Source organism: Shewanella waksmanii (assembly GCF_043643685.1).
GTDB lineage: Bacteria > Pseudomonadota > Gammaproteobacteria > Enterobacterales > Shewanellaceae > Shewanella > Shewanella waksmanii_A.
This window is the reverse complement of sequence record NZ_JBHZSN010000022.1, coordinates 1-23283: the sequence shown is the minus strand read 5'-3', so window position 1 is coordinate 23283 and position 23283 is coordinate 1. Positions and strand designations below refer to the sequence as shown.

12 protein-coding genes and 1 pseudogene are annotated in these 23283 nt (G+C 44.1%); 5 read left to right on the top strand and 8 right to left on the bottom strand.

Translation table 11 applies throughout. The features are described from left to right. Positions 1–79: 79 nt before the first annotated feature. Entirely contained in the window at positions 80–1849 is a 1770-nt protein-coding gene (locus ACHUFW_RS20945) for a VRR-NUC domain-containing protein (RefSeq protein WP_394205835.1), read from the bottom strand. Between the two features lie 422 nt (positions 1850–2271). Between ACHUFW_RS20945 and ACHUFW_RS20940 the strand changes: the two genes are divergently transcribed. Then, positions 2272–2682 (top strand): secondary thiamine-phosphate synthase enzyme YjbQ, encoded by a 411-nt coding sequence (locus tag ACHUFW_RS20940; RefSeq protein ID WP_394205833.1) that lies wholly within the window; start codon positions 2272–2274, stop codon positions 2680–2682. 26 nt (positions 2683–2708) lie between these two features. On the opposite strand, the gene ACHUFW_RS20935 is transcribed toward ACHUFW_RS20940, so the two are convergent. The 5 genes from ACHUFW_RS20935 to ACHUFW_RS20915 form a co-directional block, all read right to left on the bottom strand. After that, entirely contained in the window at positions 2709–5813 is a 3105-nt protein-coding gene (locus ACHUFW_RS20935; protein WP_394205832.1) for a DEAD/DEAH box helicase, read from the bottom strand. A gap of 446 nt (positions 5814–6259) precedes the next feature. Continuing rightward, entirely contained in the window at positions 6260–8494 is a 2235-nt protein-coding gene (locus tag ACHUFW_RS20930; RefSeq protein WP_394205831.1) for a bifunctional diguanylate cyclase/phosphodiesterase, read from the bottom strand. Positions 8495–8605: 111 nt separating this feature from the next. Beyond that, positions 8606–9820, bottom strand: a complete 1215-nt coding sequence (locus ACHUFW_RS20925) for an RsmB/NOP family class I SAM-dependent RNA methyltransferase (RefSeq protein ID WP_394205830.1) — start codon at positions 9818–9820, stop codon at positions 8606–8608. A gap of 185 nt (positions 9821–10005) precedes the next feature. Continuing rightward, positions 10006–11274 carry a sugar MFS transporter gene (locus tag ACHUFW_RS20920; protein WP_394205829.1) on the bottom strand — a complete coding sequence of 423 codons (1269 nt, stop codon included), beginning with the start codon at positions 11272–11274 and terminating at the stop codon, positions 10006–10008. Between the two features lie 46 nt (positions 11275–11320). Beyond that, positions 11321–12940 (bottom strand): alpha-amylase family glycosyl hydrolase, encoded by a 1620-nt coding sequence (locus ACHUFW_RS20915; RefSeq protein ID WP_394205828.1) that lies wholly within the window; start codon positions 12938–12940, stop codon positions 11321–11323. A gap of 473 nt (positions 12941–13413) precedes the next feature. On the opposite strand from ACHUFW_RS20915, the gene ACHUFW_RS20910 reads away from it, so the two are divergent. The 4 genes from ACHUFW_RS20910 to ACHUFW_RS20895 all read left to right on the top strand — a co-directional run bounded on the left by ACHUFW_RS20910 (position 13414) and on the right by ACHUFW_RS20895 (position 21714). Beyond that, the gene (locus ACHUFW_RS20910; RefSeq protein ID WP_394205827.1) at positions 13414–16152 is read left to right on the top strand and encodes a TonB-dependent receptor; all 2739 of its coding nucleotides are present in this window, start codon (positions 13414–13416) and stop codon (positions 16150–16152) included. Positions 16153–16217: 65 nt separating this feature from the next. Beyond that, a complete protein-coding gene (locus ACHUFW_RS20905; RefSeq protein WP_394205826.1) occupies positions 16218–17765 on the top strand; it encodes a tryptophan halogenase family protein in 1548 nt (515 codons plus the stop codon). Positions 17766–17776: 11 nt separating this feature from the next. Next, complete coding sequence (locus ACHUFW_RS20900; protein WP_394205825.1) at positions 17777–19756, top strand: glycoside hydrolase family 13 protein; 1980 nt, start codon at positions 17777–17779, stop codon at positions 19754–19756. A gap of 2 nt (positions 19757–19758) precedes the next feature. Continuing rightward, positions 19759–21714 (top strand): alpha-amylase family protein, encoded by a 1956-nt coding sequence (locus tag ACHUFW_RS20895; protein ID WP_394205824.1) that lies wholly within the window; start codon positions 19759–19761, stop codon positions 21712–21714. Between the two features lie 199 nt (positions 21715–21913). On the opposite strand, the gene ACHUFW_RS20890 is transcribed toward ACHUFW_RS20895, so the two are convergent. Both ACHUFW_RS20890 and ACHUFW_RS20885 read right to left on the bottom strand, forming a co-directional pair. After that, positions 21914–22819 (bottom strand): hypothetical protein, encoded by a 906-nt coding sequence (locus ACHUFW_RS20890; protein ID WP_394205823.1) that lies wholly within the window; start codon positions 22817–22819, stop codon positions 21914–21916. A 272-nt stretch (positions 22820–23091) separates the two neighbouring features. Next, positions 23092–23283 (bottom strand): annotated as a pseudogene (locus ACHUFW_RS20885) (hypothetical protein); the annotation flags it as partial.

The window sequence follows — 23283 nt, the reverse complement described above, 5'->3', positions numbered from 1 at the left end:
TTCACACATACACAACGTCAATTTAGATGAAAATAATTCTCATTAAAATGTGATTTACGAACTTTACAATTGCCAAGACTTACAGCTGATAAGCAACGTGACACACCGATACTTCTATTCCGTGCTGGGTTAACCAGTCAAGCCACACTATTTGATTGTCCTGTAGTTTATCGGTAGGGCTTTTTACTTCAATTAACTCAAACCCTGGTTGATTTTCTCGATAAACAAACAGATCTGGCAGGCCGCTGCGATGGTTTTTAAGGGATTGCAGGAAATAGCGAAATAGCGCATTCAAAAAATCGCGATCTACGGAAATCAACAGCTGATTAAGTAGGCTGATATCAACTGACTTCCAATCCACCCAATCGTTGATGTATCCAAAGTACTGCTCATAAGCTTGATTGATTCTTGCCTCAGGCGCGTGTGTCTGCAGCTGTGCTAAACGCTGCTCGATAAGCTCGCTGCGATGACCAATGAAATCTTGTCGATACATATCGCTAGGGGCTGACTGAAACGGATGCTGGAAAGCCCCTTTCACTGGCGCAAATATAATGTCCCAAAAATACAATCCAAATAATCCACAAAACAGTCGGTTTTCGATATGGACGGCAATAAGACCTCGTTGCTGATAATGAGCGACAACCTGCTGCTCTACTGATTCTGTGCCTAGCTTAAACGCTTGCTGTTGCTGCGCACTTAACTTGATATCAATTTTTTTAACGTCAACTTCCGGTTTTACGACATCAATTGCCAGTTTTCGCTGACAACGATATTGCAGGCGTTGGAATACTAAGCGCTGCTGAGCTGGTAAGTCAGCTAATTCAAGCACTTTATCTATCTCAGCAAGGGCCTGTGAGTAGTTAGCTTCAGCAAAGTGGATTCTAGCGATTCGTTCTGTAGCATGGGTACTGTCGAGCTGTTGATATAACTCTTGCGCGTCTCGATAAAAGCCTTTTCGTTCATAATCACGAGCAATGTTAAATCGTAATTTAGCCAAGTAGTATTGTGATAAGCCAGTTAGCGCAACTGCAACACTATCAGGATTGAGTTGACTTTTACCTTCAAAAATTTTGATATCCTCAAGCTTCATTTGTCTTCTTTGCGCTTCAAAATCCTCAAGTAGTTCACTCAATCGCTGCACTTGCACCACTGCATGCCAGTGCTCAAACAAACGTTTTTGTTGATCTATTTGATAGGGATAAAATCGCTGTAACCCTAATTCAGCCACCACAAATTGGGTAAGATCTTGATAGCCATTACCAAAGAACATCAATAGCAAGAGATCAAACTCTGTCTGACATTGCAGCTCAAGCCAAGATGAATCAAGGAAGTGTGCTAGCCGCTGCGTCGGTTGTAATTCAGCCTGAGAAATTAACAGCTCGCTTAGCTGAGGTTTCTTTAGCCCGGAAAGTTGTTTATTACTGATATTAAAAGCATCTGCTAGCAAGGTTTTCAGGCGCTTTACCGTGAGCTTGCTGGCCAATACCTCCACTGGTACATCAGAGGTCTGCATGACTAGTTCTGTTGCCGTTAACTCTGATATTGCTGTATCAAGACAGCTTATTTCACCATAGTTGAGCTGACAGACTTCATACCATTGCCCTGTTCGCATACATAGACGAGTGAGCAGTCTTTTGCCATCAAGTGTCAGCTTTTGATAATTTGAGACATAGTGGCTAAATGATGGCTCAAATAAGTCTTGATAGCGCTTGCACACATGGTCCAAAACATAGTTAAAATTATCGACGTAGTAATCCTGAGCCAGCTCAATAGGAGTCACTAGATTAGAGTCTGGCTTGGTTAAGACTTGAGAAATCATTTGCTTGGTTAAGTTCTGTGGCTCAGACAAACTCAGCTCCATAGTAAAAGGCTTTATCGATTCTATCGTTTAAACGATCAAATAACACAATCAAATTGTTGTCACAGGCTCAAACTCAAGTGCTGTCAATAATGCGGGAACTAGTGCTGTAACTAATGTTGTTTCTGGGACTTGTTTTACCGGTAAGTTAAATCGTAACTCAAAGCAGTCATGCTTAGGGTTGAAGTTTGGGGTTAGCTTCAACTTAAGTTTATAACGGTCTACATACTGCGACCACGCGTTCTGTCTGCAAGTTTAGACAGTGTTCGGCTTTGCCCTTCTATGTACAGTAAAGTCTTAGGGTCAGCAAACCACATTATGACGGTATGACGCAAAGCTCTGTTGAGTTAAGCTGCGGATTAAGGCACTCTGCCAAACACTGACGCACCTATTTACGTGGAAATAACCATTCTATGTGGAAACAACAAATCATCACCCTAAGACCACGACAACGTGGCGCCCACATCATCACCGATGAAATAGAGCAATACTTGCCACAATTCAATATTGGTATCGCACACCTGCTACTACAACACACCTCAGCGGGACTCACTTTAAATGAGAATGCTGATCCTAGTGTTCGCGTTGATTTTGAGCGTTACTTGAATAAGATTGCACCGGAAGATGAGCCCTATTACACCCACACCTATGAAGGCAGTGACGATATGCCTGCTCACCTAAAAACCAGCTTAATCGGCGCTGTGCTCAGCTTGCCTATCACTCAAGGCCGTTTAAACCTAGGGACTTGGCAAGGGATCTATTTGTGTGAATTTCGCGATCATCCCAGTGCACGTAGACTGGTGCTCACCTGCCAAGGCGAATAGCTGGTTCGTTTTAGCTAAGTAACAAGTTAGCTTTCGCCCATTGGCGCAAGTAACGTTAGCCATTCATCACTACCCAGTTGCATACTTGGCAGGTTTTCATCTTGATATATCCCCGAGGCTAAGTGCATTTTGGTCTGTTGCAAGGCCTGAATGCGCTCTTCTACCGTGTCCTTACAGATGAGTTTGTAGACAAAAACAGGTTTAGTTTGGCCAATGCGATAGGCGCGGTCACTGGCTTGTTCTTCAGCGGCGGGATTCCACCACGGATCGCTATGGATCACCACATCTGCACGGGTTAGGTTCAAGCCTGCGCCGCCAGCTTTTAAACTAATAAGAAAGATAGGCACATCGCCTTGCTGGAAACGCTCAATCAAGCTATCACGATTTCGGGTTTTACCAGTTAGCTGCAGGTAATCAATTTCAAGATCCTCAAGCTCTGCAGCTATTTGATCTAGCATGGTGGTAAACGAGCTGAATATGAGGATTTTTCTCCCCTCTTCAATCATGCTCGGCAGTTTGTCCCTTAGCCAAGTCATCTTTGCAGAACGTTCTGCTTGCATTGGGTCAACGTCGCTCTCAACCCCAAGCAGTTTAGGATCGCAGCAGATTTGGCGTAACCGCAACAATGCATTACTCACCGCAAGACGATTATGTTTAAAGCCGGACTCTTTCACTACCGCTTGAATTCGTTTTTCCATTACCGCACGCACTGACTCATAAAGCTCAGCTTGGGTTTGGTTAAGGGTCAAAGTGACATTCATAACAGTTTTTTGTGGTAGCTCAGTAGCCACTTGTAATTTAGTGCGGCGCAACATAAACGGCTTAATGCGCGCACGTAACATCTCTTGCACCAACTGTGCGTTGTCCTGCTCGATTGGTAGTTTAAACTTGCGCTTAAATTGACTCGCTGTGCCTAAAAAGCCCGGCATTAAAAAGTTAAATAATGACCATAGTTCACCAAGATGGTTTTCCATTGGCGTACCGGTCAAACAAAGCTTGTGTTTGGTTTTCATGCCGTTAACTAACTTAGTGATACGGCTGCGACTATTTTTAATCGTCTGCGCTTCATCAAGCACTAGTGTATCGAACTGACATTGGCGCAGTTGGTCATAATCCTGCGCCAGTAATCCGTAGCTGGTGATCACAATGTCACTGTCAGTGAGCATATGGGCTTCATCATGACGAGTCCGTCCTCGCCACACATTGGTAACTAGTGATGGGGCAAACTTATTAGCTTCAATAGACCAGTTGGTGAGCAAACTGGTTGGCGCCACAATCAAGACGGGGTTTTCAAGCCGCTTAGCTTGCTTATCGGCCAAGATAACCGCGAGGGTTTGTAAGGTTTTACCTAGGCCCATATCATCGGCAAGAATTGCATTAAACTGTTGCTGACGCAAAAAGCTAAGCCAAGCTGCGCCCTGCTTTTGATAGTCACGTAAAGTGGCTTTAAGTCCCTCTGGACTAACGAAACTATCTTGGGGCTGAGTGCCGACTTCTTCAGCGAGGTTTTCGGCTAACTGTTTGAGCCAAATATCACCCTGCCAATCGAGTTGGTCAACCACACCATCTTGTGTTGATTCAATAATCGTTGCAATTTCATTTAGCTTGCCAAGCTGGTGATGCGCCAGTTCTAGCTGGTTTTTATTGTTTAACGGGTTTGCCTGATAAAGCTCGTCAAGCACCGATACGATACGGGCAACCCGATCGCCAGGAATATTGAGTTCCTCACCGCTGTCCAACTCCAACATAAAGTTAGTCGCAGCATTGGCGCTATTATCAGTTTCAGTCGCTAAACTGGAAATCTTTCTTTGCCGAATGGCTCTGACAATGAGCGGCAATAAGTTAACTTGCTGACCATCGACTTCAACACCAAGCACCAAACTGAAGCGATGATCTTTCTTAGATTGGCTTTTAACCGCAGCAAACCAGCTGTCAGCAGTCGCCTGCTTAAACCGGCGCTGAGCTTCAAAATTAATCTGCCAACCATTAAGGCTTAGCACCCTGAGCTGAATAAGTTGCTCGCTTAAATCGTTACTGAGTAAGCGGCTACCTAAAGGGTATGCTTGCCAAACCGGCGCCTCATGTACATGAGTCAGTAAAGGCATGGCATTGAGCTCAAGCTGATATGATGCAAATGTTGACAGCCAGTCATCGTCTTCATAAAAGCTGATTAAGGCCTGTTCAAAATCAAGCTCTTTAGCACCACATAGCAAGCTAAATTTGCCCACATCAAAAGCCATCAATGGCTCGTCTAACCAATCAAAATCTAAATGCTGGTGGCTAATGGTGAGTTTAGGTTGCCAGATGTCGTCAAATACTTCCGCTGCAAACGGTAAGCGACTATTAAGAAAAACGGCTTGGTTAGCTGCGCTGTCAATGAATATTCTGTCATTGACTTTAACTAAATGCTGCGGGTCGATGAAATCTTGGTGCAGCATGTAATCGGTTGTAAGCGGCTTTGCTTTTTCATCCTGCCAGATGCAACGTTGGGTACTGAATAACACTTCATATTCAGCGTCAGTCAATGCCATTTTAGACAGATCTACTGTCATGGTATCGAGGTCGATATGACCATCAAATAACGCCAAAAGACATAAATCACTTTGACTCATGTACTTAGGGTTTGGACCTTTTTTGATCACCCGAAGATCTAACAGTGACTTGATTTCATAGTCGCCGTCACGCTGTAAATAACCCTTATAAAATGTCAGTTTTAAGCCACTGTCGCTTGGCGCCAACAAATATAAAATACGGTGTTTAGCCATGGTCGGGAACGGATCATGGTGACGGGTCATTTCACTGCGTAACAAACGTATTAGCGTTGCGGTCTTACGCTTTGGACTTTGTTTGTTGCTTGCGATTTGATCTTGGGCTGCATGCTCTAACGCCAATGCCGCCAAATGTTCACACCGTTTTTGATAGCAACTGCAATGGCCATCGGCGTACTGCCAAACATTACCCGCCTTTTGCAGGGTTAACCTTGCCATGATCATCGGTTGCTTAGGTGCCACACGGAACTGGCCAGACAAAATCGGCAGTTCGTCTTGATAGTGATTGATACCATCGCCTAGCAGTAATTGGATCGCGCTAAATAGGCTTTCATGGCTAAATGTAGATAACAACGCTTGCAAAAGACCTTCCGTCACTTAGGTGAGTTGACACGCAGCACTCGACACGAAAGGATTAATAATAACACTCTGGCGGGGACAATCTAGGCCTTTTCACTAAGCTACGGCCTAATAAGTTGAAAATTAATCAACTTTTAGTAGGGCGTGTTAATCTTTCAAGATGATTTTTGCAGCAGTTTGTGGGTTCTTTATACAAGGCAGAGGTTTTGATATGTAGTTGGCCTACTTGATAAGCCGATAACGACGAAGAAAGAAGCCACAAACACTGCCCGGAGGGTTCGGCTACAAGCGTTTTACTCTTTGTTGAGCGGTATTTTGCTTAGCATGCTAGGCAGCAACCCGCTCGTCGCAATTAAAACGCTTGTATCTCGAACAAAATTTAACCGTGAAAGGCCAACACGCCCTAACCTTAGTTAGATTTTCACCTTGAATTAACTGACTTTTAGCACCTAGTTCTTGGATGTTTTACACAGCAGTTCAAAAAGTGACGACTTGTTCATCGGTTTATAGAAGTAGTACCCCTGCACCGCGGCAACGCCACAACTTTTTATAAACTCAAGTTCTGATTGAGTTTCAACCCCTTCTGCGACCACTTGAACCTCTAGGGCTTGGCTTAAACTTGAAATCGCTTTTATCAAAGCTTGCTGTTTTTTAGCGGCATCAGCCCCTTGAACAAAGCTTTTGTCTATCTTAATTTGATCAACGGGGAAGTGGCTTAAATAAGACAATGATGAGTAACCAGTACCAAAATCATCAATAGAGATTTTGATGCCCTTCTCCCTCAGCACGTCTAAGGTTTCTATCAAATGAGAATGCTGCTCCATCAACACTGACTCAGTGATCTCTAAGGTTAAGCCTTGGTAAGGGTAATCACCTTGACTAAGCTGCTTTCCAAAGGCATTAAACGAAGCAATCAGTTTGTCTTGTAGGTTATCAGACCACATTTCAAAGGTGGAAATATTTAAAGACAAACCAATATCGATACCTAGCTTTTTCAGCTCAATCAGTGTCTCCATAGCATGCAATCTGACCCATTGGCCAATTTGCACAATAAGACCATTACTTTCAGCAATAGGAATAAATTCAGCTGGAGAAATGTACTCACCATCGAGCTGCCAACGCAATAATGCTTCAGCACGAATGATTTTATTGGTGTTTATGCAAACTATGGGTTGAAAGTACAATTCAAAGTCTTGATTGATCACTGCCAGCTTTAATGCCGATAGCAATTTCGCATGACGCTCCGCTTCCTGTTGCATCCTCAGGGTAAACAGTTGATAGCGATTACGACCCTGGGATTTGGCAATATACATCGCCTGATCGGCACAATTTAACAAAGACTCTAGATTAGGGGCGTCACTAATATAACGCGCGATGCCAATAGAAATGGTGGCGTAAAGCTTTTGTCCATTGGCAAGTGTGTAAGAGTGAGACAATGCGTTACGCCACTTCTCGGCCAAAGACTCTAACGCATCTGCATCGCTAACATAGGGAATAAACAGCGCAAATTCATCGCCGCCAAAGCGCGCGAGTTGAACCTCGTCGCCAATTTGTTGCTGAAGCCTCTCTGCCACGGCAACTAGCAGTTTATCGCCACACTCATGGCCAAAGGTATCGTTAACTACTTTGAAGTTATCAAGATCCATCAACATAAACCCAAATGGTTGCTGGCCATTGGTTTGCTCAATATGTTGCTGCACCTTATCGATCAGGTTGCTGCGGTTACTCAGTCCAGTCAATGCATCATGGTCTGCTTGATAGCGAATAAGTTCACTGGCTTGTTTACGTTCAGTAATGTCATTGAATAACCAAGCAAAGCGGGTTTCGCCCCCTATCCCTTCTGAAAATGACGTCACCTTCACTTCTAATTCAATCTTGTTGGCGAGGCCATCAATGGCGGTTAGCTCCCCTTGCCAAACTTGCTGACGCTCAAGTTCATTTAACATTGCACGGATCACTAACTCGCCTGCCGGGGCAAATAGCTGAAATGGATTGAAACTGGGGAGATGTTCAACCGATAACGTCCGGTAAACTGCAGGATTGGCCTCTAACACCGACCAGTTATTATCCGTAGTAACTAATGCCACAGGTAAGTGACCGAAGATATTAGCTGCAAGCTGTTGAAACTGCATCGCACGGGAGCGTTCAATAGCCAGGCTCGCAAGTTTTGCGGCTTCTTGGATAAGTTTAAGATCGTGACGGGTCGGACTTTTCACGGTGTCGTAATACATCGCAAACGTGCCCAACACATTACCGGCATTGTCCTTAATCGGCTCAGACCAGCAGGCTTTTAACCCTGCCGCTAACGGCAGCGCTTTATAGGGTTGCCAAAACGGATGGTGCTCAATATCCTCAACGATGACGCATTCACCGCTGAAGGCAGCAGTACCACATGAGCCAACACCATGGCCTATTTCTATGCCATGAATCGCGTTGTTGTAATCATCAGGCAAATTCGGTGCAGCACCGGTTAATAAGCGCTGTTTATCTTCACTGAGCAGTAATACTGACGCTCGGGTACCAAGCTTCTCTTTTTCGATAAGCAGTACTAAGGCGTTTAGCACAGCGGATAATGGCTCACCGGCTATCACCATAGTGAGAATTTTACTGTATCTCTCTATGCTAACCGATGATCCTGAGAATTCTCTTATTGTTGGGACAATAGACTCATAGTTGCTTTGCATATCCAGGCCTTATAAGCATCAGCGAATTAACTTCACCCTGTACTCATTCATCCTAGCGAACAATAAACCCTATAAGCAATAAGATTTTAGGCTAATACCAAGCAAACAAAACTATTCACTAATACGGCGTAATTTTGCCATGTAAAAGCCATCGAATCCGGACTGAGCTACGCTGATTGTTTCATCTTCAATGAACTCGAAGTGATCATTGTTGGCTAAGAACTGATCTACTTGCTGACGGTTTTCTTCTGGCATGATTGAACAAGTGGCATAGACCAAAATACCGTCCACTTTGACCATACGACTGTAGCTTTGCAAAATCTCTTTTTGTAGCGCCACCAACACAGGTAAGCGATCCGCGGTATCACGCCACTTAGCATCAGGGTTACGCTTCAATACCCCCAAACCAGAACAAGGCACATCTAACAACACGCGATCGGCTGAAAGCTTCAAGCGTTTAATGGTTTTACTACTGGCGATGATGCGAGTTTCAACGTTGTGTGCGCCTGCACGACGTGCACGCTGCTTTAAGTTGTCCAGTTTCCATTGTTCGACATCCATGGCCAGCAAACGGCCTTTACCTTGCATTTGCGCCGCAATCGCTAAGGTCTTACCGCCAGCACCCGCACAGGCATCAACTACCCGCATACCGGGCTTGGCATCTAAAACCGCTGCAATTTGCTGCGAACCCGCATCTTGTTGTTCAAACAAACCTTGTTTAAACGCATCAGTTCTAAATAGCGCTGAATCAGAGATCACTTCTAGCGCGCTCGGGACACCTTCAACTACTTGGGTCTGCACACCTTCTTTGGCCAGCTTGGACTGCAAACCTGCTTGATCAATCTTTAACTCATTAACCCGTATAAAACGCTTTGGTGCTGCATTTAATGCCGCACGCTCTGCAGGCCATTGGTCGCCAAGCTGCGCTTGTCCGAGGTTATCCAGCCACTCAGGACAACCATCCCAAAGCGCTTGATCTTGTTTGGCTATCTCAAGTCTGCTAGTAAAATCTGCCGATTCAATCGTTAATGAATAAGGTAATTTTGGTAATGGTAACTCATGGAACATATGCCAGCCATTAAGTAACCGAGAGCCTAGACGTTCAATCTCAGTTTGTTTTACATCTGCAAGATAACAATACAAATTAAGCTTACGTAAGATATCTCCCACCACCAAGGTGATACGGGCTTGCTCGGCAGGCGCAAGTCTTTGGCCTGAGAAGTGGATTGAATAAGCCCTATCTAATGGCTTGCCTTCATCTAATACAGTAGCAAGCACATTGATAACTAATTCTGTCGCGCTTGGTGATAGCGATGTTTGTAGCATGGTATGGCCCAATAGTGAAAAACGCAGCGATCATAGGAGTATCATGCTGATTTCGCAAGTCGCTTGAGGGCTTTGAGTAAAATAAACAGCAAGAAAAGCCGTAACTTGTATTGCAACCCTCCTTTTATAGTCAAAAAAGGCAACCCAAACGCTGCCTTTTATTGTAATAAAACTTGCTGAGTCAATTACATTTTGGCGCCTTTTAAACCATAAAAAACAATGAAGGCGTAGCAGATGATCGGTAGGAAGAACGCCTGTTGAATCCCCATGTTATCGGCCAATATCCCTTGCAGCAGTGGAATAAACGCACCACCAACAATGGCAAGACACAAAGCGCCAGAGCCTTGCGACGTCAACGGACCTAAATCGCGCAATGCGAGACTAAATATGGTTGGGAACATAATTGAGTTAAATAACCCTACGCCCAATATAGACCACATGGCTAATTGACCACTTGATGTCATCGCAATGAATACCAAAATAGCAGCCATGGTGGCATTGAAACCAAGCACTTTACCAGCTTCAATTTTACGCATCACCGCTGCACCCACGAAGCGTCCGACCATGGCACCGCCCCAATAATAGGCTATGTAATTAGCAGCCGTTGCTTCAGACAATCCAGCGATATGCTCCTCAGCTAAAAAGTTGACCAAGAAACTACCAATGGCCACTTCGGCGCCAACATATACAAAGATACCCACCGCCCCCAGAACTAAATGGGTAAACTGAAACGCACTGGTTTTACCTAGGTGAGTTTGATTCTGACCTAATTCTGCGGTGTCTTGATGTTCAGTGATGGCAGGAAGTTTTAGCTTGGCGAAGATAACGGCCAGCGTTGCTAGCATAGCGGCCAGTAGCAAGTAAGGCAGTTTAACCACTTCAGCTTCGGCTTGGGCGTGGCTAAGTTGCTCAGACGCATCTACTGCAACCGATAAGATTAATACCGCGCCAAAAAACGGCGCAACCGTCGTACCAAGGGCATTAAACGCTTGAGTTAAGGTTAATCGACTTGATGCTGTCTCAGTCGGGCCTAACGCATTGACATAGGGATTAGCTGCTACCTGCAAAATGGTAATGCCCGATGCTAGTACAAACAAGGCACCTAAAAACAAATTGTAGGTTGCTAGTGCAGCAGCGGGATAAAACAATACACAGCCTAGTGCAGCAATGGTGAGCCCGATAACGATTCCTTTTTGGTAACCGACCCGTTTAACCAATTTGCCCGCTGGTAACGACACTAAAAAATAGGCACCAAAAAAGCAAAACTGAATCAGCATGGCTTCTGCGTAGGATAAATTAAATACAGCTTTTAAGTGCGGGATCAAAATATCATTAAGACAGGTAATAAAACCCCACATAAAAAACAGCGACGTTAAGCTAACTAACGCAAAACGATAATTTTCTGTGCTACCCGATGTCGTAGGTGTACTTGCAGTAGGCTGCATTATTGCCATAGTAAAAGTCTCTTTTTTTATTTATCTCATTTAGGGCCTGTTAACACTAGTACTTAGCGTATAAACAACCAAACGGTGCAAACTCGATGACATCGTTGTTTACCATCGCACTAGGTAACATATCAGGTTTTAGATTGGTTAACTTTTGCTTAACAGGATTGGCTACTGTAGTCGCGTTGGCGGTTAAATTAAATCCGACCAGATAGCGACTATCTTCATATTGGCGCTCAAACAGCAACACCTCACCTTTAGCATCAAAAAATTTGATACCACCATAAATCAATGCGCCATGGGCTTTACGCCAATTTAAGAATTGACGATAACTATTAAGCATTGAGTTACCTTCAGATTCTTGCACATCAACTGCACGAGTAAGATGACTGTTTGGGATAGGTAACCAAGGTTGTTGAACACTAAAACCACTATGGGTTTTATCACTTATCCAAGGCATGGGAGTCCTGCAGCCATCGCGACCTTTAAACATCGGCCAAAAGGCGATACCAAAGGGATCTTGTACCTGTTCAAAACCTATCTCAGCCTCTTCAAGGCCGAGCTCCTCACCTTGATAGCTGCATACGCTGCCCCTTAATGAGCACAGCATGGCATTGAGCATTTTGCCCATGTCATCGGTAAAACCCGCTTTGCCCCAGCGCGTAGCAACGCGTTGAACATCATGATTACCAATAGCCCAACAAGGCCAACCGTCACCAATTGAATGCTCCAATGCTTCAACCGTTTTACGGATATAATCGGCACTAAAGTCATCAGTGAGTAATTCAAAGCTATAGGCCATGTGGAGTCGATTTGGACCTTGAGTGTACTCTGCCATGGTCGCTAACGAGTCTTCAGAAGACACTTCACCTAAAGTGACCACACCGGGGTATTGTTCAATTAAGGCGCGAAGCTCTTCAATAAAGCTTACCGTCTCAGGCCGAGCATTATTAAAGTAATGATACTGATAGGCGTAAGGGTTATCTTCACTAAATCCCCTTCCCTGACGTTTATCGGCGGGTTTGGCAGGATTGTCTCGTAATAAGTGGTCGTGATAGCAAAAAGTAATGGCGTCAAGGCGGAAACCATCTACGCCTTTATCTAGCCAAAACTTCACATTGTCTAATACAGCTTGGCGAACCTGTGGGTTATAAAAGTTGAGATCGGGCTGGCTAGTTAGAAAATTGTGCAAGTAGTACTGGCTGCGACGCGGCTCCCACTCCCAGGCGCATCCGCCAAAGATAGCTAACCAATTATTTGGCGCACTTCCATCCTCTTTTGGGTCGGCCCACACATACCAATCGCTTTTTGCATTGGTTTGGCTTTCACGCGACTCTTGGAACCATTGATGCTGATCAGAGGTATGGCTTAATACCTGATCGATAATAACCTTAATACCTCGTTGGTGAGCTTGGCTAATAAGTTCATCGAAGTCAGCCATGGTACCAAACATAGGATCAACACTACGATAATCACTAATATCGTAGCCGAAGTCTTTCATCGGAGATTTAAAAAACGGAGAGATCCAAATCGCATCAACATTGAGACTGGCAATATAATCCATTTTGTCGATGATACCTTTCAGATCACCGACACCGTCGCCGCTTGCATCCATTAAACTGCGCGGGTAAACCTGATACACCACAGCACCGCGCCACCAACAAACCTGACTCATTGTCACCCCTCAAAGTAAGCAACGCTTGATTATCCACCTAAAACGCTGCATTACCGTTAACCACTTGTAAATGATTAATCGTTATTTTCGATAATTGGAGCATACGTTAACAAAGAAATCGGGTTCAATATCTATGCATACGTATGCATAAGACGCAACAAATGTAACTAGTAAAACAGCAAGCAACAAAACCTCGAATATACAGCCACATAAGGTAAAAACAAGATTCTCTTAACTGTAATTTTCTGAGTGAAACCACCTCAAATTAACCTTGTTGCAAACGTTGAATACGTATGCATAACATTGTGGTAATACAAATAGCGAGAGTAGTATCTTCACCGAGACGCAACAAGCGTTAAACATCATAATTAACACGCAGCGGAACAAAGGCGATAATTGTTAACAAATCACCTTAATCTGACTGCGCACAATAATAAGTAAAACAAGCTAAAAGTGTGAAAAGGGGAAGATGGATGTTTCAATTTAAGCCAAGCCTACTAACATTAGCAATCGCTGCTAGCATGGGCACTACAGCCTACGCTGCAGAAAATGATGCTAATAATGCCACTGTACAAGATGAGAACATTGAAGTAATCAAAGTTTCTGGTATTCGCCGCAGTCTACAAGAGTCACAATCGGTTAAGATGTCTTCATCTTCTGTCGTTGAAGCAATCTCAGCAGAAGATATTGGTAAACTTCCCGATGTCTCTATTGCCGAATCTTTAGCCCGCCTTCCTGGTATCGCTGCACAGCGCCTTGATGGTCGTGCGAATGTCGTATCTATTCGTGGTCTAGGCCCAGATTTTTCCCTTGCAACACTAAATGGCCGTGAACAGGCATCAATCAACGACAACCGTGGCGTTGAATTTGACCAATACCCATCAGAACTACTGAACACTGTGGTTGTATATAAAACACCGGATGCTTCGCTAATGACACAAGCTATTGCCGGTACGGTTGATATGCAAACCATTAGTCCACTTCGCCATGGTGAGCGTACATTTGCCGTTAACCTACGCGGTGAAATGAATGACTTGGGCGCGCTAAATGCGGGTTCTACAGATAAAGGTTACCGAGGCAGCATTTCATACATTGACCAATTTGCTGATGACACTATTGGGGTAGCATTAGGTTACTCGCGTATGCAGTCTCCAAACCAAGAAGAGCGTTGGAATGCTTGGGGCTACCCCGAAAATGACGCTGGAGACAAAATTTTAGGTGGCGCTAAACCTTACGTGCGTTCTTCAGAGTTAGAGCGTGACGGTGTTATGGCCGTATTTGAATATGAACCAAACGAACAATTCCGCTCAGTTGTTGATGTGTTCTACACCAGTTTCTTTGATGAGCAGATCCTACGCGGAATCGAGATTCCTGGCGCCTGGGGCGGTGGATGGGCTAACTCAGGCAATACAGCAACCACAACTGAAGATGGTTTAGTGACTGAAGGCGCTTTCCAAGATGCAATGGTGTTGGTTCGTAACGATACCAATACCCGTGATGCTGACTCTCTATCACTAGGTTGGAACACTGAATACATCATCAACGGCAACTGGACTGTGGAAGCAGATCTGGCAATGTCAAAAGTTGAACGTACCGATATCGGTATCGAAACTTATGCGGGTACAGGTCGCGGCAATGGTGTCGGCGCCGTTGAACCTAACCTAGGTTTTAAATACACAGGTGACGGACGTTACCTATTTGATCCATCACTCAATTACGCCGATCCAGATTTGATCAAATTAGGCGGAGCATTTAGCTGGGGCCCATCTATTGATGGCAACATGCAAGATGGCTTTATTAACAAGCCAGAAATTGAAGATGAACTGAAATCACTGCGTTTAGGTACGACCTATACCTTTGATGATGGTTTCATGCGCAGCATTGAATTTGGCGTAAACTATACTAATCGTGAAAAATCTAAAGTCGATAACGGCGAATACTTAACCCTTAAAGGATATGAAATCGGCAGCGGCGATAACTACATGTTAACCGTGCCTGATGAGTACTTATTAAGCCCAACTTCCCTTGCCTTCTTCGGCATGGGCGACATGCTATCTTATGACGCATTAGCCTTGTATAACGCAGACTTCTATAACTCACTTGATGCAGCGTTAGTTCAGCCAGAGCGTTCAACCAATACTTGGCAAGTTGAAGAAGAAGTCACCACATTCTATGTAAAAGCAGACTTCGAAACTGAACTAGGTGATATGCCGCTAACCGGTAACTTTGGTGTTCAAGCGGTTCAAACTAATCAAAGCTCTAACGGTAAAGCCGTTCAAGATGTTAATGGTAACTTAGAAGTTGTCGACAGCTATGGTGAGGATGATTATCTCGAATGGTTACCAAGCATGAACATATCGCTTGGCTTAACTGACAGCCAACGTATCGTTTTTGCTGCTGCGCGTACAATGAGCCGTGCTCGCATGGATCAAATGAATGCATCAGCCAGCTTCAATTATGACCCAACTGGCCCTGGCGGCATCTACTACACCGGTAGTTCAGGAAACCCGCAGCTTAAACCGTGGATGGCAAACCAATTCGACTTGAGTTACGAAAACTATTTCAGTGATCAAGGTTATTTCGCTATTGCGGCATACTACAAAAAACTTGAAAACACCGTTTACACTGACACTGTATTTATCGATTTTGAAGACGTGATTCCTGGTGTTGAACCAGGTAAAGGCCAAGGCAGCTTTGATGTACCACAAAACGGTGAAGGCGGTTACATCCAAGGTATCGAAGCATCGGTTTCACTAGACTTTGGTTATTTTGCTGACGCACTTGAAGGTTTTGGTACTATTCTGAACGGTTCTTATAACGACTCAGAAGTGAAGGAAAAGCCAGATAGCGATCCTATTCCACTGCAAGGTCTGTCAGAGAAAACCTTCAATGCCACCGTTTATTATGAGCGCGCTGGTTTTGAAGCTCGCATTAGCTCACGCTACCGCAGCGAATTCCTTGGTGAAGTCACTGCAATCAGTTTAAGCCGTCAACAAGTGAATGTAGCAGCTGAAACCGTTGTTGATGCTCAAATTGGTTATGACTTTGGTCAAGGTGGATTCACTTCACTAGACGGTCTATCAATTATGTTCCAAGTTAATAACTTAACTGATGAGCCATTCACTACCTACACAGGTGATGATCAACGTGAAGTTCGCGATTACCAAAGCTATGGCCGTAACTACATGTTAGGTGCTAACTACAGATTCTAAACGTGGTTAACTAGCAAAAGCCTCTGTTTTTACAGAGGCTTTTTTATATACAAAGCAGGTTGCTTATGAATAAACAAATCAACCATATCGTTATTCTTGGTGGCGGTTCATCGGGTTGGATGACTGCCGCCCTACTTTGTCGTCTCTATAAGCAAGGTTTAAAAATCACCCTTATTGAGTCAGCAGAAATAGGCACCATTGGTGTGGGCGAAGCCACCATCCCGCCGCTTAAAATATTCAATGATGTGCTAGGTATTAACGAGCAAGATTTCATAGCTAAGACTAAAGCCACCATCAAACTTGGGATCCAGTTTGAAAACTGGGGCCAGCAAGGTGATGCCTATATGCATGCCTTTGGTGAGCTGGGTAAAAACATAGGTTATTGCCCCTTTCATCACTACTGGTTAGCCAGTAAACCAACTAATAGTGATAGCCTTTGGCAATATTCATTCAACTACCAAGCTGCAGTTAACAACAAATTTGCGCCATTAACCCGTATTCATAACGACCAACTTGCCGGTATTACCCATGCTTATCACTTTGATGCTGGCCTTTATGCCAAGCTTCTCCATGAGTATTCAGCCGATAAAGGCGTAGTTAGAGTTGAGGGTAAGGTCAATCAGGTTGAATTAACCCAAGATGGCGCAATTGACTCACTTGTATTAGATAGCGGCCAAACCATTGCGGGCGATCTGTTTATCGACTGCTCAGGCTTCAATGCCCTACTGATAGATAAAGCCTTACACGTTGGTTACGAGAGTTACCAGCAATGGTTAGTGTGCGACAGCGCATGGGCAGTACCTTGCGAAAAAGTCGATCCCATAGTGCCCTACACGCGATCGATTGCCCATGATTTTGGCTGGCAATGGCGCATTCCGCTGCAACATCGCACCGGCAATGGCATTGTGTTTTCAAGTCAATATGTCAGTGACGAAGTAGCCAAACAAACGTTGTTGCAAAACCTCGATGCTAAACCGCTTGCAGAGCCTAAATTATTAAAGTTTGTCCCCGGCAGACGTAAGCAACAGTGGTATAAGAACTGTATTGCAATTGGCTTGGCTTCTGGCTTTCTAGAACCACTTGAATCCACCAGTTTACACTTAGTACAAACGGCAATCATCCGCTTAACCAAACTGATGCCAAATTTGGGTATCAGCGATAGCTTAGTTGATGAATATAACCGTCAATCACAGATTGAGTTTGAACAGATTAGAGACTTTATTATTTTACACTATTACCTTAATAAAAAGAGTCACTTAAACAGTAACGCCAACCTCAACGTTCACCCTAAAAACACGGTTGTGGAACTATCTGAAGCTGCTAGCCTGTGGCACTACTGCGAACACATGGACATTCCGCCAAGTTTGAAGCAAAAAATAGCCTTGTTTAAACAAACCGGCAATTTACACCGATTTCAAGAAGAGCTGTTCACCGAAGAAGCTTGGTTGCAAGTCATGATTGGCCAAGGGCTTATGCCCGAGGATCACAACCCGCTGGCCGACACAATTTCCGACACTGATAGAGAAGAATTTCTCAGTAACCTCAAAGCTATTTATCAGCATTATTTAACACAATTACCAGAACATGGCGCTTTCTTGCGCGTAAACCAATAAGGATATTGTCTATGGCAATGGCGCACTTTTTCACTATCAAGCAACAGTTTATCTCTTTCGCTACACAGGCCAAACGAGTCCGCATAACCTTAGCCTCTCCATACAAATTGGCAAGCTTAGTATTACTGTCAGTCGCCAGTGTTGCGGCTTCAGCTAATAGCCAATCTATTAAAGTAGAGCCCGAATTTTGGTGGGCTGGCATGCAGCAACCAAAGTTACAATTAATGCTCCATGGTCAGGACATAAACCAATATGCTGTGTCGATTCAAACTGACACAGATACCGACACAGGCAGCAACTCTGGCGCGGTTGAGATAACAAGAATTGAGAAGACTGATAATCCCAACTATTTGTTTATCACCCTCGACATTAGTCAAGCTAAACCACACACCTTTAACTTGATGCTAGGTGATAACAAAGGCAACGTGCAAACTGTTCCTTATCAGCTAAAACAGCGCGCCAGCAGCCGACCTAACGGGTTTAGCAACCAAGATACCCTCTATTTGATCACCCCCGATCGTTTCGTTAATGGCGATAGCAACAATGACAACCAGCCAAGCATGTTAGAAAAAGTCGACCGACTTAACCCCGATGGTCGTCACGGTGGTGACATTGCTGGCATCATCAAATCATTAGACTACCTGCAAGCACTTGGCGTGACTCAGCTATGGATCAACCCACTGACAGAGAATAATCAGCCTCAATACTCGTATCATGGCTATTCAGTCACCGATCACTACCGAATCGACCCGCGTTTTGGTAGCAACCAAGATTATCAAGCTTTGTCGCAGGCAGCGCAGCAACGAGGTATTGGCATCATAAAAGATGTGGTTGTTAATCATATTGGTAGTGAACACTGGTGGATGACAGATCTTCCTAGTAAAGACTGGGTAAATGGTCAAAACCAGCCTATCAGTTACACCAACCACCGCCGCACCACTATTCAAGATCCTTACGCTACGGCAGAAGATCGCCAGCTGTTTACCGATGGCTGGTTTGTAGAGACCATGCCCGATTTAAACCAAACCAATCCGTTATTGGCTACATACTTAATTCAAAATAGTATTTGGTGGATTGAATTTGCCCAGCTCAGTGGCATCCGTGAAGATACCTACTCCTACGCTGATAAAGATTTTTTAAACGATTGGGCCAATGCCATTTTAACTGAGTATCCTAATTTCAATATTGTTGGCGAAGAATGGAGCGGCAATCCCATCACTGTCGCCTATTGGCAGCAAGGTAAAGTTAATCATGATGGCTACCAATCAGCACTGCCCTCGTTGATGGACTTTCCGCTATATGAAACCTTGATCAAAGCGCTCAATGAACCTGAAGGTTGGGACACGGGGCTGATCAAACTGTATGAGTTTCTCGGTAATGATGGCGTCTATGCCGATCCAACAAAACTCGTACTCTTTGAAGGCAACCATGATACCAATCGTCTTTACAGCTTATTCGGTGAAGATTTAGCGTTAACTCAGATGGCAATGGCCTATGTATTAACCAGTAATCGTGTGCCGCAAATTTTTTATGGCTCTGAGATACTGATGCAAAGCCCAACCGATGGCCGTAATGACGGCAAGGTAAGATCAGACTTTCCTGGTGGTTGGCCAAATGATGCCATATCAGCCTTTAATCGTCAGGGGTTGAATAAGCAGCAGCTAGCTATGTTGGACTTTATGCAAACCTTATTAAACTATCGAAAAACCAGTGACATAATTCACCAAGGTAAAATGCAGCACTTCATCCCCAAAGATGGCATTTATGTGCAGTTGCGTAGCCCTCGTCAATCAACGCCTAACGGCAAGCAATTACTGGTGATTTACAATAAAAATGATGAGGTCATTAACCTTGATTTACAAAGATTTGCCGCCTATGTTGACTTGTCGGCTGCGGCTAAAAACATCATAACGGGTGAGCGCTACTCACTGACTAAACCAATGACACTCTCGCAAAAAGGTGTCACTTTGATTGAGATTTCAGGAGAATAATCATGCCCAGCGCTAAAACCAGCATCTGTCTAGCCATTACACTGTCAATTATGCCCTGCCTTGCCGCGGCCAACTCTGTCGTAGCCAAACCTGCTATAGCTAAAGACGAGTCATCGCAATCCGATATTCAGGTCGACAAGCCAGTAATCTACCAGGTGTTTACCCGACTATTTGGCAACAAGAACCAAACAAACAAACCCTGGGGAACCCTTGAGGAAAACGGAGTTGGCAAGTTCAGTGACTTTGACCATACCGCGTTACAAAGTATTCGTGATTTAGGCGTGAGCCATATTTGGTATACCGGCATCCCCCACCATGCGGTGATAAATGACTACCAAGAATATGGCATCAGCTTAGATGATCCTGATGTGGTAAAGGGCCGAGCAGGCTCTCCTTATGCAGTAAAAGACTACTACAACGTCAATCCTGATTTAGCCGATGAGCCCCAACATCGATTACAGGAGTTCGAGGCTTTAATTAGCCGGACTCATCAACATAACATGAAGGTTATCATCGACATTGTGCCTAATCATGTGGCGCGTAATTATCAATCCCTTAATGCACCAAAAGGCATCGTGGACTTTGGCGCTAATGATGACAAGTCAGCTGAATACAGCAAGTACAACGACTTTTATTACATTCCAAACCAAGCATTTAAAGTGCCGGCTTTACCTGATGATCAACCCTTAGGCGGCGAGTCGCATCCGTTAAGTGATGGCAAATTTGACGAAAACCCAGCTAAATGGACAGGAAACGGCGCTCGGTTAGCCCAGCCCAACGCCAATGATTGGTATGAAACCGTCAAAGTGAATTACGGCGTTAAACCCAATGGTGATTTCGACTTCCCACGTTTACCTAAGCATTTTGCCAGCCAAGATTGGCAAGCCCATTACCAATTTTGGCAACAGGTCGACGCCAACCAAATCCCCCCGGCTTGGCATAAGTTCAAGGCCATCACGTTATATTGGCTTAACAAAGGGGTCGATGGTTTTCGTTACGACATGGCAGAAATGGTGCCAGTCGAGTTTTGGAGCTACCTCAATAGCCACATTAAACAAGCGAACCCAAACGCCTTGTTACTAGCAGAGGTTTATACGCCATCGCTTTATCGTGACTACATTCACCTTGGTAAAATGGATTACCTGTATGACAAGGTCGGCCTATACGATAGTTTAAAAGCTGTTATTCAAGGCAAACAAACCACGACGCAGATCGCCAAAGACCAAGCCAATATCGGCGATATTGCGCCGCATATGCTCAACTTCTTAGAAAATCATGATGAGCAGCGTATAGCGAGCCCCGAGTTTGCCGGCTCTGCGAACAACGCATTACCGGCTTTAGTGGTATCAACCTTATTATCTAGCTCACCTACCCTTATCTATTTTGGCCAAGAAGTTGGAGAAGCTGGCGCTGAAAACGCTGGATTTGGCCAACCGAGTCGAACAAGTATCTTTGACTATATCGGTGTGCCAGCCCACCAGCGCTATATGAATGATGGCAAATTTGATGGCGGCCAATCTACGCCAAAGGAGAAACAACTTAGACAATACTACCAGCGCGTGCTGAACCTAAGTCACACTGAACCAGCCCTACTTGGTGAGTATATTGATCTACACAGTAGCAACTGCCAAACAAGTGGTCTTGAGAAAAATAATGGTGTCAAAGGAAACAGCGGCTATGATAAGCAGGTTTTTGCGTTTGGCCGAGCAAACAATCAACAACAGATGATTGTGGTCAGTAATTTCAGTCAACACCAGCATAAACAATTCACCCTTAAACTCGCCCCCGCTTTTAGTCAGTATTGGACGAATAAGGCTAGCGATGAACAAATCCAGTTAGTGGACAAAATCGCCAATAACCAGCAAGTGTCTGTGATAAATCAAGCAGATGGTTATCAACTCAAGGTGTCACTGGCGCCATTACAATCCCAAGTGTGGGTGACTAATTCGGCAAAATGACAAGACCTTACTGAATAGGTAAAGCTTCGAAAGAGCAAAGCAACACACTAGTAATGTAGCCTTAATAAACAAAACGCTCGGTAGTGAAAAGTTACCGAGCGTTTTTTATCTGGTGTTTTTATCTAATGGAACGTGCTATCACTATGATGTCTGTCGCAAGTGGAATATGGTCACGTCCCCATAATAGGCTCTGCTCTCTTTATTTTTCGACGGTCCCATCTTCATTCAGCCAAATTTTTGTCCAGGGACCGTATACTTTTCCAGCTACCGTAACAGGATGAGAAGAATAAATGGATTCTAAGCGTTTGCTTTCGAAAAATGTTAAATAACTCTGTTTTGCTTTAAGGTCAATTCCCTGAATAACTTTGTCCTTGCCAAGTTCACAATATTTAAGTGACTGGCTCTCGTAAAGAGCTAGTTGAGTATCTTTTGGACATAGTATGCCATCAACAAGAGTATCAAATGCAGGTGAAAATTCTAAGAGGTTCCCAGGTACGGCTAGAGAACTTCCTCTTGAAAAAGCTATCTTAGCCGGTTTGCCTTTGGATAAATGTGCTGCTTCGAATTCACCCCAACGTGTTGTTTCATTGAAATAGCAGGTAAGAACTGAAGCAGAGTTTGCTTCTTCCGGATTGTGAAACGAGACATGCCCCGCCTTTGTCATATAGTGGCCCACTTTGAATGGTTTGACATTTAATGCTGATGACAAATGCCCGTTGGGATAAAAATTTAGGATACCAGTGTTGATGGTTACTTTAGGTAGAACTATCCCACCTTCGTAGATATTATATCCAGTTCTAACTTCGCCATTAATATCGAATATTATTCTCTCTCCAGCTTTAAATGTGAATAAGTTGTACTTCACCTCCCGGTTGGTGTCTCTGGCGAGGATACCACTCTTAACACTCCATGACCCTTCATGAAATGTTACTCTGGTTCCTCCTTTAAAAAGCACACCTCTTATCATGGTGTCTTTCTCGAGTACGATACTGCTCTCGTATGTTACTGGGTTGAAATCTGCTGAGCGGATATCTTTGGGCGTGATCTCGATGGCCTTTGCGATCGCTTTGAAATCGTAGTTTAATTTTTCTAACAGCGCTTCCATAGTTTTCTCCATTGTCATAGTGTCGATGTATTCCGATTCAAAACACGCTGCAACAACATCAGCCAGCCATTATTAATCAATAACATAGCAAGATTGCTACGCACTACTCAAGATCAAACGAGATTTGTATCTTCAAATGCAGCACTTAATCCAAATAAACCTTACAAATCAGCCTAAATCGGCAAAATCAGACGTTAATTGCTGTTTTTAGCGCAAGGGATGTTAACTCCGCAAAAAAGCTAAGGAATTAGAAAAGATATGAACGTTTGAATTTAGTTTGCAGGCATAAACTGGCAACTACTTGAGAAATGTCGCCTTCGTTTGTTTAGATGTTCACAGTAATGGCTAAACTCTTCTAATGTGCCCACAGGGCCATGGAAAAGTTGTCCAAAATCTGTGACGATTTTAAGCCAATTTGCTGATGGGATATTTAATCTGCTCAGTATGTCACAAGCCTGTGAATC

Coding starts and splice junctions, on each gene's coding strand:
- ACHUFW_RS20930 (WP_394205831.1), bottom strand. CDS start 8,494: ATGCAAAGCAACTATGAGTCTATTGTCCCAACAATAAGAGAATTCTCA.
- ACHUFW_RS20905 (WP_394205826.1), top strand. CDS start 16,218: ATGAATAAACAAATCAACCATATCGTTATTCTTGGTGGCGGTTCATCG.
- ACHUFW_RS20890 (WP_394205823.1), bottom strand. CDS start 22,819: ATGGAAGCGCTGTTAGAAAAATTAAACTACGATTTCAAAGCGATCGCA.
- ACHUFW_RS20895 (WP_394205824.1), top strand. CDS start 19,759: ATGCCCAGCGCTAAAACCAGCATCTGTCTAGCCATTACACTGTCAATT.
- ACHUFW_RS20900 (WP_394205825.1), top strand. CDS start 17,777: ATGGCAATGGCGCACTTTTTCACTATCAAGCAACAGTTTATCTCTTTC.
- ACHUFW_RS20920 (WP_394205829.1), bottom strand. CDS start 11,274: ATGGCAATAATGCAGCCTACTGCAAGTACACCTACGACATCGGGTAGC.
- ACHUFW_RS20910 (WP_394205827.1), top strand. CDS start 13,414: ATGTTTCAATTTAAGCCAAGCCTACTAACATTAGCAATCGCTGCTAGC.
- ACHUFW_RS20915 (WP_394205828.1), bottom strand. CDS start 12,940: ATGAGTCAGGTTTGTTGGTGGCGCGGTGCTGTGGTGTATCAGGTTTAC.
- ACHUFW_RS20925 (WP_394205830.1), bottom strand. CDS start 9,820: ATGCTACAAACATCGCTATCACCAAGCGCGACAGAATTAGTTATCAAT.
- ACHUFW_RS20940 (WP_394205833.1), top strand. CDS start 2,272: ATGTGGAAACAACAAATCATCACCCTAAGACCACGACAACGTGGCGCC.